The sequence below is a fragment of the Acinetobacter sp. YH01020 genome, from assembly GCF_013420275.1.
Classification (GTDB): domain Bacteria; phylum Pseudomonadota; class Gammaproteobacteria; order Pseudomonadales; family Moraxellaceae; genus Acinetobacter; species Acinetobacter amyesii.
Window position 1 is genome coordinate 17718 of record NZ_VOYN01000037.1, and the last position, 17453, is coordinate 35170.

The 17453-nt window shown below is 41.7% G+C and carries 15 protein-coding genes and 1 pseudogene; 2 read left to right on the top strand and 14 right to left on the bottom strand.

Annotation, left to right across the window (positions count from 1 at the left end):
- Nucleotides 1–56: 56 nt before the first annotated feature.
- From FTT85_RS13195 to FTT85_RS13210, 4 genes are read right to left on the bottom strand one after another with little or no spacing between them, the layout of a single operon-like run.
- Nucleotides 57–584: a pilus assembly protein PilP gene (locus tag FTT85_RS13195; RefSeq protein ID WP_111884140.1), complete on the bottom strand. Its 528-nt coding sequence runs from the start codon at nt 582–584 to the stop codon at nt 57–59.
- Nucleotides 584–1357, bottom strand: coding sequence for a type 4a pilus biogenesis protein PilO (locus FTT85_RS13200; RefSeq protein WP_180183743.1), 774 nt, complete (start codon nt 1355–1357; stop codon nt 584–586). The genes FTT85_RS13195 and FTT85_RS13200 overlap by 1 nt, the downstream gene beginning before the upstream one ends.
- Entirely contained in the window at nt 1354–2040 is a 687-nt protein-coding gene (locus FTT85_RS13205) for a PilN domain-containing protein (RefSeq protein WP_078189382.1), read from the bottom strand. The genes FTT85_RS13200 and FTT85_RS13205 overlap by 4 nt, the downstream gene beginning before the upstream one ends.
- Nucleotides 2040–3098 (bottom strand): pilus assembly protein PilM, encoded by a 1059-nt coding sequence (locus tag FTT85_RS13210; protein ID WP_078189383.1) that lies wholly within the window; start codon nt 3096–3098, stop codon nt 2040–2042. The genes FTT85_RS13205 and FTT85_RS13210 overlap by 1 nt, the downstream gene beginning before the upstream one ends.
- A gap of 165 nt (nt 3099–3263) precedes the next feature.
- Here FTT85_RS13210 and ponA point away from each other — a divergent pair, with 165 nt between their 5' ends.
- Nucleotides 3264–5804, top strand: a complete 2541-nt coding sequence (gene ponA, locus FTT85_RS13215) for a penicillin-binding protein PBP1a (RefSeq protein WP_078189384.1) — start codon at nt 3264–3266, stop codon at nt 5802–5804.
- A gap of 53 nt (nt 5805–5857) precedes the next feature.
- On the opposite strand, the gene FTT85_RS13220 is transcribed toward ponA, so the two are convergent.
- The 9 genes from FTT85_RS13220 to FTT85_RS13260 form a co-directional block, all read right to left on the bottom strand.
- Entirely contained in the window at nt 5858–6661 is an 804-nt protein-coding gene (locus tag FTT85_RS13220) for a putative RNA methyltransferase (protein ID WP_180183744.1), read from the bottom strand.
- A 76-nt stretch (nt 6662–6737) separates the two neighbouring features.
- Complete coding sequence (gene mraY / locus FTT85_RS13225; RefSeq protein ID WP_180004795.1) at nt 6738–7856, bottom strand: phospho-N-acetylmuramoyl-pentapeptide-transferase; 1119 nt, start codon at nt 7854–7856, stop codon at nt 6738–6740.
- Nucleotides 7856–9265: a UDP-N-acetylmuramoyl-tripeptide--D-alanyl-D-alanine ligase gene (gene murF, locus FTT85_RS13230; RefSeq protein ID WP_180183745.1), complete on the bottom strand. Its 1410-nt coding sequence runs from the start codon at nt 9263–9265 to the stop codon at nt 7856–7858. The genes mraY and murF overlap by 1 nt, the downstream gene beginning before the upstream one ends.
- A 9-nt stretch (nt 9266–9274) precedes the next feature.
- Nucleotides 9275–10771: a UDP-N-acetylmuramoyl-L-alanyl-D-glutamate--2,6-diaminopimelate ligase gene (locus tag FTT85_RS13235; RefSeq protein WP_180183746.1), complete on the bottom strand. Its 1497-nt coding sequence runs from the start codon at nt 10769–10771 to the stop codon at nt 9275–9277.
- A gap of 10 nt (nt 10772–10781) precedes the next feature.
- Nucleotides 10782–12608: a penicillin-binding protein PBP3 gene (gene ftsI, locus FTT85_RS13240; RefSeq protein WP_180183747.1), complete on the bottom strand. Its 1827-nt coding sequence runs from the start codon at nt 12606–12608 to the stop codon at nt 10782–10784.
- A 12-nt stretch (nt 12609–12620) separates the two neighbouring features.
- Entirely contained in the window at nt 12621–12953 is a 333-nt protein-coding gene (gene ftsL / locus FTT85_RS13245; RefSeq protein ID WP_078189390.1) for a cell division protein FtsL, read from the bottom strand.
- A 10-nt stretch (nt 12954–12963) separates the two neighbouring features.
- Nucleotides 12964–13875: a 16S rRNA (cytosine(1402)-N(4))-methyltransferase RsmH gene (gene rsmH / locus FTT85_RS13250; protein ID WP_180008673.1), complete on the bottom strand. Its 912-nt coding sequence runs from the start codon at nt 13873–13875 to the stop codon at nt 12964–12966.
- A 185-nt stretch (nt 13876–14060) separates the two neighbouring features.
- Nucleotides 14061–15077, bottom strand: coding sequence for a sulfate ABC transporter substrate-binding protein (locus FTT85_RS13255; RefSeq protein WP_078189545.1), 1017 nt, complete (start codon nt 15075–15077; stop codon nt 14061–14063).
- Between the two features lie 247 nt (nt 15078–15324).
- Nucleotides 15325–16332: a sulfate ABC transporter substrate-binding protein gene (locus FTT85_RS13260; protein ID WP_180183748.1), complete on the bottom strand. Its 1008-nt coding sequence runs from the start codon at nt 16330–16332 to the stop codon at nt 15325–15327.
- A 381-nt stretch (nt 16333–16713) separates the two neighbouring features.
- On the opposite strand from FTT85_RS13260, the gene FTT85_RS13265 reads away from it, so the two are divergent.
- Complete coding sequence (locus FTT85_RS13265) at nt 16714–17007, top strand: hypothetical protein (protein WP_180039355.1); 294 nt, start codon at nt 16714–16716, stop codon at nt 17005–17007.
- A 138-nt stretch (nt 17008–17145) separates the two neighbouring features.
- On the opposite strand, the pseudogene FTT85_RS13270 reads toward FTT85_RS13265, so the two are convergent.
- Nucleotides 17146–17277 (bottom strand): annotated as a pseudogene (locus FTT85_RS13270) (transposase); the annotation flags it as partial.
- Nucleotides 17278–17453: the final 176 nt, after the last annotated feature.

Here is a 17453-nt window from a genome sequence, read left to right on the forward strand (position 1 = left end):
TGCCATCCCCAAAAATAAAATCTTGTACACTATTCTTCATTTTTATTCCTTTAAGCTTAAGGTGCTGGTCCAATTAATATGAGACTTCTAGGACGCTCTACATATCCTTCTCGCCCATCCGGAATAATCTCAATCAAATCAATTTGAGTCGGGGTAATATTTACCACTCGACCATGATTGAGCCCCATATAACTTCCACGTTGAATACGCTCAACTTCACCATCAGGTGTCTGAATCAAGGCTAATATTTGCCCAGATTGGTTACGCATACTACCCTTCATATTCAGGGTTTCGAGTGCATAACTCTCCAAAGGTTGAGGCTGACGACTCAAGTTTGGATAAACACGCTTGCCTGCCATGATTTTAAGTTCTGCTGCCAATGAACTTGGCAAGAACGGACTTTTTAAAGAGTGCGCCGCATAATTAAAAGTTTCGACAGGTACAAAATCTGGCGCAGGTTCAATCGCTAGTGGAGCTTGATTGCGTATATTTGCCATCTCTTGATTGACTACATCAATACGTGATTCACAACCTGCTAAAAAGAAAACAGCAAGAGAAGCAAATGTAAACTTAGTTATTTTCATTACTTAGCCCTCTTACTTTTCTTTGAATTATTCATAGATTTATTTTTACTATCCTGAGCGCCTTTCCCATCCGTGCTATTTGCCCCAACATTAGATGACTGTTCAGCATTCCCTTCATAACGATATGTTTTTGCAGAAATCACATAGTCAATTTTTGGAATATCTGAGTTCTTTTCTTTATTTTCAGTTGCTGTAATCGTTAAATTATGCAAAGTCACAATCCGTGAAAGCCCAGCAATACCACTTACAAATGAACCAAAGGCGTGGTAATCACCTGTTGCCTCAATATGAATCGGCTGTTCCGTAAAGAACTCTTGCTTCACTTCAGGCTCAAGACGAATAATTTTAAATTTCAATCCAGAATTCACGCCTGTTAAGTTGATATCTTCAACTAAACCTGGAATTTCAGTTTCTTTCGGCAATTGTTCTAACTGTTGATTAAAACGTGCTTCCATATCCTGCAACTGCAATTGATATTGTTGCAAATTACGTAGTTTTGAATCTTTTTCACGAAACTCATTTAACAAATTTTGTTCTTGTGCATTGGCACTTGAAATAGCTTGAATCTTGCCTTTAATCGCCAAGAAATAGCCCAAAATTGCCACAAGGATAATGATAAAAATCCAGCAGGTAATTTTGACTGAAATTGGCCAACTACCATAGTTATTCGGATCTAAGGTATTGAACTGCTGTACAAACTTATCAAAAGTCATTTTCTTTTTCGGAATGACAACAGCATCTTGATTCAATTGTTCAAATTCATCACGACTCATTTTGCAGCCTCCGGAGTTGGTGTTGCTGCAGTTTGTGCGTCAGATGTTTGCGCCGATGAAGCTGACTGTCCTGCATTTGCTGCTGGATCATTAATGGTCGGCTGCGCAATTTGCTCCAAATCAGCAGTCACAGTAAATGCACCATAAGATTCTTCTACGCGAGGAACCACTGACGTCGGCGCTTTGTCTTTTTTCTCTTCCGCCACAAGGAATGAGCTCATGAAGGCATTACGATACCAAGGTGATGCTTCCAAATTACGCAGTAAATCGGCAACAGTATTTGGACTTTCCGCACGCCCTTCGATCATAAATTTGTCGCCATTACGCTCAAATTTTGTGATGTACATATTGGCAGGTGTCACACGAACCAATTCATCTACAAGATGTACTGCGATTGGACGTTGACCTTGTAAGCCTTGAATCAACTTCATGCGTTCAATAATGGCATTACGCTGTTCTTGCAAACCGTCCAAAGACTTTAATTGAACATCTAAATTTTGGTTATGACTGATAATCAATTGGTTCGCTTGTTCTTGATCTTTTAATTTGTGATCAAAGTACAACCATGTTAAACCAACCCCAATTACCCCAATTAAGAAAGCCCCAATACAAAGTGCAATAAATTCTTTTTTTCGTTTCTCTCTTAGCTCATCACGCCAAGGGAGCAAGTTAATTTTTGCCATTAATCAAAACTCCTCAATGCTAGACCGCATGCCACCATGAGTGATGAGGCATCATTTTCAATTTTTTTAATATCAATTTGAGGTGAAAAACCCATTTGTAAGAATGGATTGGCAATCGTGACGCGGTAACCCAATTTTTGTTGAAGTAGTTTTGCAAGGCCCGGAATATTGGCATTCCCCCCTGCCAATAAAATATGGTCAATTTCGTTGAACTGTGAAGATGAGAAGAAGAACTGTAAAGAACGCGCTGCTTGTTGAACGACTGCTTCTAAGAAGGGTTCTAAGACTTCAACATCATAATCATCTGGCAAGGCACGTGTTTTTTTCGCACGACCCGCTTCTTCGAAAGACAATGCATAGCGATTTTGAATTTCCTGTGTCAATTGTTTGCCACCAAACACTTGCTCACGGGTATAAATCACTTTGTTATTCTGCATAACAGATAAGGTCGTCATACTATGACCAATATCTAAAATACCCACGGTATTTACACCCATTGGCAAAGTATCTGAGAAAACTTTAAATGCATTTTCAATTGCAAAGCTTTCTACATCGCCAATTTTTGGTGTCAGACCCGCAAGCTGAATAACTTCCGCACGCGCTTCGACATTTTCAATACGCGTAGCGACAAGTAGAACATTGACACGATTTGGATTGGATAGACGATCTGGCAAGACCTCAAAATCAAGGCTCGCTTCATCAAGTGGGAACGGAATATATTGCTCAGCATCATCACGAATCTGAATTTCACGTTCATCATCGTTCATATCTGCGTCCATTTCGATGATTTTTGTAATCACCATCGACGTTGGAACCGCCAAAGCTGCATTAGTGGTCTGCGTATTGGCCAAATTAATTGCGCGCTCTAAACAGTCACCGACAGCTTCCGGATTCAATATGTTCTTTTCAACAACACTTCCTTCTGGTAATGGCACCAAAGCATAGCTTTCTACCCAATACCGCCCACTCTTTACAGAAAGTTCCAAAACCTTAACAGAAGTCGAACTAATATCTACTCCTATTAACCCCTTATTTGGCTTACGATATAACCTGAGCACAATATAATTCCTATTATTTTTTTATCCCCAAAAAAATTAACCCACTAATTAGCATTGGTCTATAATTTTATACAGATACAATAACTCATCTAACAATCCGTATATCGAAAGGATATACTGACCACCAATTAGTTTGCCATTAGCTCTTATTAAAACTTACTTGTTATGAAAAAGCTATCTTGTTCAGGCCTTGTTCATCCATTTTTTTTGGCCATTATTATTATTTTGGTCGCAATTCCAATGGGTTTCTATGGCATGTATCTCTATATTGCCCCGTCTTTGCCTGAAATGTCCATCTTAAAAAAGGCTCCATTATTAAAACCATTGCAGGTTTATAGTGCTGATAATGAGCTGATTGCAGAATACGGTGGCAAACTTTCGGTCCCTGTAGAGTACGACCAAATCCCGTCTCATTTCATTCATGGCTTTTTAGCTGCGGAAGATTCTTCATTTTTTGAACACAGCGGTATTAGTTTCAAAGGATTGGGGCGTGCTGTCAGTGAAAGTATTACCGGTTCCGATGTGCAAACCGGTGGTTCAACCATTACCATGCAGGTTGCAAAAAACTATTATCTGACTCCAGAACGTACGCTAAAACGTAAACTGACCGAAGTTTTCCTTGCTCGAAAAATTGAACAAAATCTAAGTAAAGAAGAAATTTTAACGCTATATGTCAACAAAATCTTTTTAGGAAAAAATGCCTACGGGATCGCAGCAGCAGCAAAAATTTATTATAACAAGAGCCTGCAAGATTTAAGTTTGGCTCAAATGGCAATGATTTCAGGCTTACCTAAAGCACCTTCAAAATACAATCCTGTAGCCAACCCAAAACGTGCTTTAGAGCGTCGTAATTGGATTTTAGGCCGTATGTTGCAATTGGGGTATATCAATCAATCTGAATATCAAAAAGCGATTGCTGAACCGATTAATCTCGATATGCCTGACCGCGGGGTCAGCAACAAATTCCCCTACGTCGGGGAAATGGTTCGCTCTGAGCTCGTAGAAAAGTTTGGTGAACAAGCGACGGATTCTGGCTATAAAGTCTACACCACTATCAACAGCCAACGCCAAGCCTATGCTGAGCAGGCTGTACAAGAGGGTCTCGAAGCTTACGATAGACGACATGGTTGGCGTGGTGCAGAAGCACATGATGAACCCTTAAAAAACTTTATTCCATATGCCAACACATACCCTGCCGAAGTAACCAAAGTCAACAACACCAGTATCGAAGTGTTGATGCAAGACGGCAGTAGTGTGACAGTTCCATGGTCAGGTTTATCTTGGGCACGCCCCTATCGCAATGCCAATAGTGTAGGCAATGCGCCTAGCAAAGCCTCTCAAATTGTAAAAGTAAAAGATATTATTCGCCTACGTCCGAATGCGGACAAAAGCTCATGGGCTTTGGTGCAAATTCCCAAAGCGCAAGGTCAATTAATTGCACTTAATCCCAATAATGGTGGTATTGAAGCCATTGTGGGTGGTTATAATTTTTATCAATCTAAATTTAACCGTGCTCTACAAGGCTGGCGTCAGCCGGGTTCAACCATTAAACCCTTTGTTTATGCTTTAGCACTTGAACGTGGCATGACTCCGTATTCCATGGTCAATGACAATCCAATTACGATTGGCAAGTGGACGCCTAAAAACTCTGACGGTCGCTATTTAGGGATGATACCTCTACGCCGTGCCCTCTATTTATCACGTAACACAGTTTCAGTACGCTTATTACAAGTCGTCGGGATTGAACGTACTCGCCAATTATTTATGGATTTTGGCTTACAAGAAAACCAAATTCCACGTAACTACACCATTGCTTTAGGTACCCCACAGGTGTTGCCGATTCAAATGGCGACAGGTTATGCGACTTTTGCCAACGGTGGATATCGTATTCAACCCCATTTTATTAGCCGTATTGAAGATGCTTATGGCAAAGTCATTTATCAAGCCAATCCTGAATATGCATGTATTCAATGTATCAATCAAAAGGACGAAGTTGAATCTGCAGATCCGACCACGCCGGATGATGAAGTGATTGAAGTCACCAATCAGGATAACAAGCCCGCTGAATCAAAAATTTCCGATACTGAAGCAGCAAACTATAAACAAGCTCAGCGGATTTTGAAGTCAAGTTCAGCCTTTGATATGGCGAACATCTTGCGTGACGTGATCCAACACGGTACAGGTCGTGCGGCTTTAAAAATTGGTCGCGGTGATTTAGGCGGTAAAACCGGTACAACCAATGATGCAAAAGACGCGTGGTTTGCTGGATTTAATGGAAAATTGGTCACTGTGGCTTGGGTCGGTTTTGACCAACCCTCTACTTTAGGTCGCCGTGAATATGGTGGTGTTGCAGCATTGCCTATTTGGTCAGATTTTATGGCGAAATCACTTAAAGGCACACCTGAAGCTTGGGTGCGTTTAGACACCCATGCCAAGAATCCAATCAACCGTAATTCGGCTAAAGCGACTCAAGGTCAACCTGAACAAGATCGTGCAGCAACGCCACCAATGGCTCAACCGCTTTATCGTCCTGCTCCTGTTGCACCGAAGCCGCAGGCTTCGCAAAATGATTTTGACGACCTTCCTGGGTCTACTGAAACCAATCTTGCACCGACTCGAACTGCGCCTCCGCCGATGCAGCCTAAACCACAAGGTGCAGAGCATAAAACGGACGCACTTGATCATCTCATCGATCAAGTTCAGTAAATACTGCATAAAAAAAGCCCTCAAATGAGGGCTTTTTTTTCACTTCAAATACATTATTTCTTTTTAAAGAGATAAATTTGATACTGCGCTTGCAACTCAAATTGTTCATTTTTTTCTAGAGCTTCTCGACGCTCAGCTTTCACTTTATAAGCATAAGGCGTCATTGCAACTAAGTTTTTGAGATCCTGCTGAGAAAGTGACATTTTCGCTTGAACCACTTGTTCACTTTCCAATTCAAAATCATTCGCCAGTTGTTCCACAAATTTATGCGGTTCATGGGGTTTTACTTCTTCAAATAAGGCTTCACGCATTGCATAAAGATGCTCTGGCGCAGGTGTGACCACCATCAAGTGCCCCTCAGGCTTTAAAACACGAAGGATTTCTTCTTTAGGAATAGGACTAAATAAACTCGTACATAGATCAATCGAATGGTCTAACACAGGCAAGGTTGCCCCTGTCCCTACCACCCAAGTCACCTCTTTATTCAGTTTAGCGGCCACTTGTACTGCATTTTTAGCAATATCAACACCCACACACTGTAAAACTTCAGCTTGCATCGCATCGGTGTAATAGCCTTCACCACAGCCAATATCCAACAAGTTTTCAACCCGTAATTTTTGAATCATAGCCACCACTGCCTGTTGCAAAGGTGCATAGTGACCTGCACTCAAAAACGCACGGCGCGCCTGTACAGATTCAGGCGTATCGCCTGGGTTTTTACTGTGTTTATGTTGAACCACATGTAAATTGACATAGCCTTGTTTTGCAACATCATAGCTATGATTATTTTCACAGCGCCATGTCCGCTCTGTGAGTTTTAATGCTTCACGGCATACAGGACACATCAACAGGTTCATCATTTACTCCACTATATTTTGAAATAAAAAAACCGGCATCTGTGGGAGCAAATGCCGGTTTCGTTTATTTATTTGCTTAACGTAATTTTAAAGTCATTAGACCCAAAACTACCAGCATAATTGTAATAATCCAGAAACGAATCACCACCTGAGTTTCACGCCATCCCTTTTTCTCATAGTGATGGTGCAGCGGTGCCATTAAGAATACACGCTTGTTCCGCATACGCAGCGAGCCAATTTGCAAGAAGACAGAAATAGCTTCAACCACGAAGACACCACCCATAATGGCAAAAACGATTTCTTGACGAACCATGACTGCAATCGTACCGAGCATCGCACCTAGAGATAAAGCACCGACATCACCCATAAAGACTTGAGCAGGATGCGCGTTAAACCATAAGAATGCTAAGCCAGCACCGATCATTGCCGCACAGATCACGACAAGTTCAGATGCGTATTTCACATAAGGAATATGTAAATAATCAGCAAAACGAACATCACCAGCCAGATAAGCAAATACGCCTAAACCTGCGGCAACCAGAACGATTGGCATAATCGCCAGACCATCCAAACCATCTGTTAAATTCACAGCATTAGATGCGCCGTTAATCACCAAATAAGTAAAGACAATAAAGCCAATACCGAGTGGAATAATGGATAACGGAATGCTAATTTCTTTAAAGAATGGAATCAGCAAATCCAACATATTTGATGTATTTACAGGGTTTGCTTGCTGTGTCGCAATCACATAGAGCGCAATACCGGCGCCTAACGATGCCACCGAAGTCCAAAAGAATTTCTTCTTCGCAGGCAGACCCGCATTATCTTTATAACGGATTTTAATCCAGTCATCTGCCCAGCCAACAGCACCAAAGATCACCATCACCCCAAGTACAATCCATACATAAGGGTTTGAAAGATCGGCCCAAAGTAAGGTTGAAATCCCAATAGACAGTAAAATCAACACACCACCCATAGTTGGTGTGCCCATTTTTTTGGCATGATTTTCAGGTGCAAATGAACTGACTGCCTGACCATATTTGAGAGCTTGCAATTTGCGAATCATCACAGGTCCAAGTAACAGACCAATGGCCAATGCCGTTAAGACACTGAGTAGCGAACGAAGCGTTAAATAACGAACAACCTGAAACGAGCTGTGATAACCCGCAAGCTGCTCAAATAACCATAACAGCATTAAAGTTTCTCCATCAATTCAGCCATCAAAGTTTCCATGTGGGTATAACGAGAACCTTTAAACAGAAAACTCATGGACTGAGGCTGATGTGTTTTGACTAGACTAATTAATAACGGTAAGGCCTGTTCTTGAGATAGAAAGGCCTGTAATTTTTTACCATATTGGGTACTGCGCGCGCCTTCTTGCACGGCAGGTGAAAACTCACCCACAGCAACAACAAATTGAAGACCAGAATGTGACACAAGGTCACGTCCCAACATGTAGTGCTGCTGTGCAGCAGATGAACCTAACTCACCAATATCCCCAATAACCATGACTTTGATGCCATCTTGCTGCGCAAGTACATCAGCAGCAGCACGCATTGAGGTTGGATTTGCATTGTAGGTATCATCAATAAACAGATAATCTTTATGTTGAATAAAGTTTAGACGACCTTTGGCACCAGTTGCATGTTCAAGACCCACAACGATGTCATCTAAACTCACACCAATCGACAACGCGAAAGCTGCGGCTGCAGTGGCATTTTGCACATTATGTTCACCAGCAAATGGCAGTTGAACAGGGCGTGCACCTTGTGGCGTATTTAAGATGAAACGTGAAGATTGAGCCTGAAGTTCAGTCTCAGTCGCAAAGACATCCCCGCCCTGACCAAAACTCATTACTTGCTCAGTTTGCACCGCTTGACGAATGACATCTGTAAAATCATCTGCCGCAGGGACAATCGAAGTTCCTGTTTTCGCTATATGTACATAAATTTCAGACTTGGCACGACAGATGCCATCACGTCCACCAAACTCACCCATATGAGCGGTACCAATATTTAAAATACCGGCAACCTGAGGCTGTACCAAATTTGAGGTGTAATCAATTTCACCTTTATGACTAGCACCAAGCTCCATCACGGCATACTGATGTTCTGGACGTAACTCAAGTAACATCATCGGTACGCCAAGGTCATTATTTAAATTACCGCGCGTGATTAACGTTGGTGCAAGACGAGAAAGGATACTCCCGAGCATCTCTTTGGTTGTGGTTTTACCACTGCTTCCTGTCAAGGCAATGACTTTTAAAGCTGGGTTTTGGGCACGACGAAATGCACCCAAATGTCCAAGCGCCATACGTGTATCTGCAACCACCAACTGACAAATATCCACATCGACCGGATGACTGACAATGGCAATTTCACAACCCTTTTCAGCCACTTGAGCAAGGAAGTCATGCGCATCAAAGCGTTCACCTTTCAGGGCAAGAAAAACGTCACCTTGCTCTGCATGACGTGAATCGGTCAAAATTCGTTTCACAGGACCTGTCGGCGCTTGATTATTATGCCAGTGACCTTGTGTCGCTTGAACCAACTGTTCGGCAGTCCATGGTTCTAACGGAACCGTACTGGTCGTTGAAGTATGCATATCTGTTTCCTATTGCGCTGGATAAGCCGAGTCAGTGTTGTGATGCTGTGAATCAATCGCTGATTTCACTTCCACCACATCATCAAACCAATGTCGAACTCCATCAATTTCTTGATAGTTTTCATGGCCTTTACCAGCAATCACCACAATATCACCCGCTTGCGCATGGTTGACTGCGAATTTAATCGCTTCACGGCGGTCATGGATTTCATGGATAGTTTTTCCAGTGAAATCAATACCAGCCTTCATATCTGCAAAAATTTGTTCTGGGTTTTCAGTACGTGGATTATCTGAGGTAATCAACGCAATATCTGCATGGTTTAATGCCGCTTGTGTCATCAATGGACGCTTACCACGGTCACGATCACCACCACAGCCAAACACCGCCCATAGCTGTTGCGATACATGACGTTTTAAGGTCTGTAACACTTGAATCAAGGCATCTGGTGTATGTGCATAATCCACCACAAACAAGCGTTCATCATCACGGATCACTTGCATACGACCCGGCGCACCTTTTAACTCAGGCGCAGTTGCGATCAAGGCAGATAAGTCAAAACCTGCTTGTTCCGCTGAAATTAAGCTCGCCACAATATTTTCAATATTGAAGTGCCCCAATAATGAACTTTGCACCACAAATTCCGCTTGACCAGTACGCAATTTAAATTGCGCGCCTGTTAAGCTGTATTGAATATCCGTCACTTGATAATCCGCAGCCTGACGCGTTGAATAGGTCAAAATTTTAGGCTGAGCCGGATTTTGGCATGCGGCATTCAGCATCACTTCTGCATGTTCATCATCGAGATTGATGACTGCAACTTTGAGCGATGGAAACTGAAACAAACGTGATTTCGCTTCAGCATAGGCTTCAAGGGTTTTATGATAATCCAAATGATCACGACTTAAATTGCTATATGCGGCAATTTCAATTGCACAGCCATTTAATCGACCTTGTTCTAATCCGTGCGAACTTGCCTCTATGGCAGCAAACTCTGCACCCTCAAGCGCATAGGCATGCAATGCATTTTGCATATGTAACGCATCTAAAGTAGTGTGAGATGAGGCTTCTAAATTCGGTAAAATCCCGTTTCCAGTGGTTCCCATCACTGCACATTTTTTGCCTTGCAGCATAAGTAATTCAGCGATTAAGCGTGAGATCGTGGTTTTACCATTGGTACCCGTCACAGCCAAAATCCGTGCAGCTTGAGCTGGTTGAGTCGCCTGTAGATATTGCTTTTGCCACTGCCCCATCAATTGACGCACATCCGCAATCACAGCACTTTGATCCAAGCCCAAATCAGTTTCTGAAATGACTGCCAACGCACCATTTTCTAACGCTGCACCTGCAAATTGTGCTGTTTTTTCAGGTTGCGAAAACGAAGTCAGGGCAATAAATATTTGCCCTGCTGTAACTTTGCGACTATCCAGATTGAAGCCCTGAAAGGATTGCAACATCCATTCTGCCGGCTGTTCAACGGTGTATAGATCTTGAAACGTAATTTTCATTCATCACCTATTACTGGATCTTAGGAGTGTCTAAAGGTTTATCTAATGGTACGTTCATTAAACGTAAAGATTCTTGCATTACACGAGCGAAAACTGGTGCAGCCACCAGACCACCGTAATACTGACCTGTCGGGTTTTCCACTACAACAATCATGGCCAAACGTGGATCACTCACTGGTGCAACACCGGCAAAGAGTGCTCGATATTCTGAAGTCGAATAGCCTTTACGGTCTGCACGTAATTTATGTGCTGTACCAGTTTTACCCGCCACGCGATAACCCGGAATATTGGCTTGACGTGCCGTACCACCCGGCAAGGTCACTGCTTCCATCATTAAAAGCACTTGATCGGCAATTTTAGCGTCAATAATCTGCTCACCTTTCGGCTGTTCCTCAAGCTTATACAAGCTCAGTGGCATTTTGACGCCCTTATTGGCAATCATGGCATAAGCATCCGCCAGTTGGAGTACTGTAGCGTTCAAACCATAACCATAAGCCATAGTCGCTACTTCAGACACATTCCATTTGCTCTTTGGTAAAATCAGACCAGCACTTTCACCGGGGAATTTCACCGCTGAACGTTGACCAAAGCCAAGACGTTGATAGAAGGTCGGCAATGTTTCATAAGGGAGAGATAAAGCGATTTTTGCCACACCAACGTTAGACGATTTTTGAATAATGCCGCCCAAAGTCAAAGGACCATAGTTATGCGTATCTCGAATAGTATGATTCCCAACGCGCATAGAACCCGGTGTGGTATTTACAACTGTATTTGCCGTGTATTTGCCGCTTTCCAACGCCATTGCCACGGTCATTGGCTTCATGGTTGAACCTGGCTCAAAAGAGTCAATCGCACCACGGTTACGCATGGCATCTTTATTTAAAACGCCTTTTTTATCGTTCGGGTTGTACGACGGCCAAGAGGTCATCGCCAAAATTTCACCCGTTTTAACATCCACGGCAATCGCAGTTGCAGAACGAGCATTATTGGCCACGCCTGCAGCGGTCAACTCACGGTACATGATGTATTGCAAACGTGAATCGATACTGAGCGTGATATTTTCGCCCGACTCGACTTCTTTCACGATCTCAGGGTCTTTAACGCGGTTGCCCTTTTTATCACGGACAATTTGCTGCGCACCATCGACACCTGAAAGACGTTCATTCAGCTGCATTTCCAAGCCTTCAATACCCATACCCTCACTATTGGTTAAGCCAATAATTTGTGAGTTTGGCTGAGGCTGTGGATAGTAGCGCTTATAGTTTTTCTCAGTATATACGCCCTGAAAGTCACGTTTCATGATCAATTCAGCTTGTTGCGGCGGTACTTCTTTCTTTAAAACCAAATAACGTGAACGTGGACGCTCATTCATTTTGCGTTTCAGTTCAGCACGATCCATCCCGACAGCATCGGCAAGTTCATCTAAGCTTAGATTTTTATCGGGTAATTGACGTTTTAGTTTACGATTGTTTGGATCTTTAGCCAATTCAGCCGTGGTTTCTTCAAAGAGTTTTTTATTGTCAAAATAATCACGTGGATCGATCACGATTTTCATGATCGGGGTACTAATCGCTAAAGGCACACCATGACGATCATAGATTACACCGCGCATGGCTTTTAAGGTTTCAGTTCTTAAAATTTTGGCATTGGCTTTATTTTGTAAAAAGTCTTTATTGATGATTTGTACATAAAAAGCCCGCCCCACCAATGCAATGAAGCACAGCAAAACCACTACCCACATCAAGTGATAGCGCCACATCTCCACCGAAATGGCTGTACGACCAGTAACAGACTGCTGTTTTTTACGCGGAGTTTGTTTGTTTCTCTTTTCAACCATGTGACCGGCAGCCTATTTTTTCTGTTCTGGAGTTTGTGGCAATGAAATAACAACGGTTTGTGCAATAGGAGGCGAATACATGCGTAATTGGGTAACTGCACGTGTCCCAATTTGGGCTGTTGCACCGAAAGTTTGTTGTTCGATCAGCAAACGTCCCCATTCTGCGTTGAGGTCATCCCTTTCACGCATATAGGTACTCAATTGACGATAATCTTGGCGATATTCAAAGACTTGAAAGACCACCATAATCGCACTCACAAAAACCAAGAGCAATAAAATGCCGTATGTAATGATTTTCTTCGACTGCGATTGATCAGAGTTTTTTTCGATTGCTTCGGTTTTCATTCTTTGCCTTTTAAGCTAAACGCTCTGCCACACGAAGCCAAGCACTACGAGATCGCGGATTGGCTTTAACTTCTTCTTCACTTGCTTTAATTCGTGACACTTTTTTTAAGCGGCGGGTATCTTCGCGTTTTTGTGGTAAACCCCAGCCTGTGTCTTCTGCAAGTGTAGATTCTTTTTGAATAAATTGTTTAATTAAACGATCCTCTAAAGAGTGGAAACTGATCACTGCAAGAGTGCCTTCAGGTTTCAGCATATCCACCGCTTGAGGTAAGAAGATATCAATATCGTCGAGTTCTTTGTTAATAGCAATACGAATTGCTTGGAAAGTTCGTGTCGCTGCATGTTTATTTTTTTCCCATTTCGGGTGGGCAACTTTCACGATTTCAGCCAATTGAGCTGTGGTTTCAATATACCCTGCCGCTTTAATCGCTTTGGCAATACGGCGGCTATAACGTTCTTCACCATATTTAAAAATAATATTGGCCAAATCTTCTTCTTCAATATCAACCAACCACTCTGCGGCTGTTGGGCCTTGTGAGTTGTCCATACGCATATCAAGTGGGCCATCTTTCATAAAGCTAAAGCCACGCTCTGCTTGGTCTAGCTGCGGAGATGACACCCCTAAATCCGCCATTATACCGTCGACCAAATCGATACCACGACTACGCAGTTCCTCTTTTAAATCGGCAAAACTGGCGTGAATAATTTTAAAACGCGCATCTTCTTGTTCTAATTCTGCTGCAACGGCCAATGCTTGTGGGTCTTTATCAAAGGCATAAACACGTGCATTTTCATCTAATTTAGACAGTAATAAACGTGTATGACCGCCACGCCCAAATGTGCCATCTACGAAAATTCCTGTATTGCGATCTGCCAGTAAAGCATCAACAGTTTCATGAAGTAATACAGAAATATGCGACATAAGGGTTCGTTCAACACAGCTAAAAATGTAACTGCACATTATTACCTTGTTTTAGCAAAGCTCCAAACGTCTTTTTGTACAGAAATATTACTTTCCATAGAGAAAACCGTTTTTATTTTTTGCCATCCATTAAAAAACCTCCCGAAGGAGGTCTTTGAACATCTCAAATCATAGATTTCGATGTATTAGCGCTTGTTATTGTAGATCTGATCGAAGATCGCACCATTCACAAAATGTGTTTGTTGAGCTTTTGCCCAACCACCAAACACTTCATCAATAGTAAATGTTTTTAATGGCGGGAACTGTGATTTATATTTTGCTAAAACTGCTGCATTACGTGGGCGATAGAAATGACGAGCCGCCATTTCTTGACCTAATGGAGAATAAAGATAATTGATATAGCCTTGAGCTAACCATTTATTACCATTTTTATCGACAGTTTTATCCACGATCGCCACTGAAGGCTCAGTCAAAATCGACATCGATGGATACACGATATCAAATTTGTTTTTACCCAAAGTTTTTTGAGTAACTAAAGCTTCGTTTTCCCAAGTCAATAACACATCACCAATACCACGTTCTGCAAATGTAGTCATCGATGCACGTGCCGCAGAGTCCATTACTTTTACGTTATGGTACATTTTACCCACGAAATCTTTGGCTTTCGCTTCATTACCACCCGGTTGTTTCAAAGCATAACCCCAAGCTGACAAGTAAACCCAACGTGGGAGACCGCCAGTTTTCGGGTTCGGGGTAATAATTTGTACGCCCGGCTTGGTTAAATCAGACCAATCTTTAATATGTTTCGGGTTGCCCTTACGCACCATGAAGACAATCGTTGACGTATATGGCGCTGAGTTATGTGGAAACTCTTTTTGCCAACCTGGTTGAATCTGACCAGACTTCACAATTTCTTCGATGTCATTGGCCAACGCCAAAGTCACAACATCACCTTTTAAGCCATCAACCACGGAACGGGCTTGTTTGCCTGAACCACCATGTGATTGTTTAAATGCAACCGTTTTACCGGTACGCTCTTTCCAATATGCACCAAATGACTTATTAAATTCGTCATAAAATTCACGCGTTGCATCATAAGAAACGTTTAAAAATTCACGATCAGCGGCCTGAGCAGACGCTGAGAAAGCAACACCAGTGGCAAGCAACGCAGCACTGAGCCACGCCTTAAATTGAGTTTTCATAACAGCCAGCATAAATTTATATTCAATACTGCTAAATATATGAAATAAAGTCATAAATCGCAATTGCAGCAAGTTTAGACCCTTTGCTGGATACAACTAACGCAGCGAATTTAATTGTTTGTTTTTCATATTAAAATACACAAAAACAATCTACTTATTCCCTATGTATAGATTTTTATGCATTACATATGCAAAAAACGGATAATCTAAATTATCCGTTTTACACCACTCAACGTTATTTACAGACTTACTCTTTATTCTTTTCACTATAAATTTGATCGAAAATCGCACCATTCACAAAATGTGTTTTTTGCGCTTTAGCCCAACCGCCAAACACTTTATCAATGGTAAAGGTTTGAACTTTCGGGAATTGAGCAGCGTACTTTGCAGTGGCTTTTGCATCGCGAGGGCGGAAGAAATATTTACCTGCCAGCTCTTGGCCCTTAGGTGAATATAGATAGTTCAAATAACCCTTCGCCAAATTTCGATTACCATTTTTGTCGACAGTTTTATCCACTACTGCCACCGAAGGTTCGGCTAAAATCGAAATAGACGGATAAACAATGTCATATTTATCTTTGCCTAAGCCGTGAGTCGCTAACAGTGCCTCATTTTCCCAAGACAGCAACACATCTCCAATACCACGCTCAGCAAAGGTCGTGAGTGAACCACGCGCGCCAGAATCCAAAACTTTGACATTGCTATAGAGTTTTTTCACCAATTCTTTGGCTTTGGCATCATTGCCACCCGGTTGTTTTAAAGCATATCCCCATGCTGATAAATAGATCCAACGCGGTGCGCCGCCTGTTTTTGGATTTGGCGTAATAATTTCAACGCCCGGTTTGGTCAGGTCATTCCAATCTTTAATTTTTTTCGGGTTACCTTTGCGCACCAAAAATACGATGGTTGATGTATACGGTGCAGAATTATGTGGAAATTGTTTTTGCCAGTTTTTATTGATTTGTCCGGTCGCCACAATTTCATCAATATCATTGGCCAATGCCAAAGTGACAACGTCTGCTTGTAAACCTGTTGCCACTGCACGAGCTTGTTTGCCTGAGCCACCGTGAGATTGTTTAAAATTAATCTCTTGTCCTGTACGTTTTTTCCAATATTGTCCAAATTCTTGGTTATATTCCTGATAAAACTCACGTGTTGGGTCATAAGAAACATTTAAGAAATCTTTTGCGGCATATACCTGTACTGCTACCCCACCCAATAAAGCGAAAATACCCGACGCTATTATTTTTTTCATCTGCTCAAACTCAAATTGATCTTGAGAGCACTATATAAATCAAAAATAACTTTAACAATCAGCTATCTATAATATAAATTCAAATCTATTTCTGTTTTAAAGATATCTAAAAATAACGTATTTAAAGCTTTAATTCTGCTAATACAGCAACAATCAGAAGCGATCTCCATGCTATCTTCATAGTTGTTTGCTAAAACATCCGAAAATCTGGAGAAAACAGTCTATTTAGGTAATCCTAGTACAGACTTTTTTAGTTTTTTTGTAAAAATTGTGACGTAGTTCTACTTTTTAATTACGAAAGATGGTTAAATCGTAGTCTAAATATTAAAACTATTTTGCAAATAAAAAGTTCCATCACCAAAACTAGGGGGAGATTTGGACATGAAATTTTCATACGCACTATGCCTAGGCTTAAGTTTAAGCGTTACTGCACAGACTGCTTTGTGTGCTGCAACCAGCACCGCATCGAATAACAAACTTACGATGCCTGCTGAACGTACCTCATTGATCGAAAAAGCGATTAATCAGCAAAAATCTGAAGGTAAAGGCCGTACAGACGATAATTTAAAAGTATTTACATCTATTAAAGCTGCACCGACTCAAAGTTTCTTTGCATCACAAAACCAAAGTTTTTCTCGTTTTGTTCAAGCCATTTTCTCTGGTAACAACTCATAACGACATCAGCATATTAATGCTGCCCAAGCTATTGTTTTAGACCAGTTCCCCCACTGTCTTCTAAAAAACACTAAAAACGCCTGATCATTCAATGTTGAACATGCATAAAGAGCGCATTCTCGCTCTTTTAAGGGCGGGTTAGCTCTTTTTTAATGACATGGATTTTTTTGCATTTTTTTTAGAAGTTGGTATTCTTTGGTTTTCGATATACTTTTTAACAACTTCTAAACTTGCACCACCACAAGATACAATGCAATAACTAGGCGACCAAAAGTGGTTGCCCATAATTTTCCCTTAATTTCATCCCAATAAGATCGTCTTGACATACTCCCACCACCAAGCTAAGAGCTATGGTGGGGGAATCTTTGCGACCCATGCAATCTTAGAGATTGCACCTTTCGATACCGCACTGCGCTGACAGTATGGCGGTACAGGAACTCTTTATA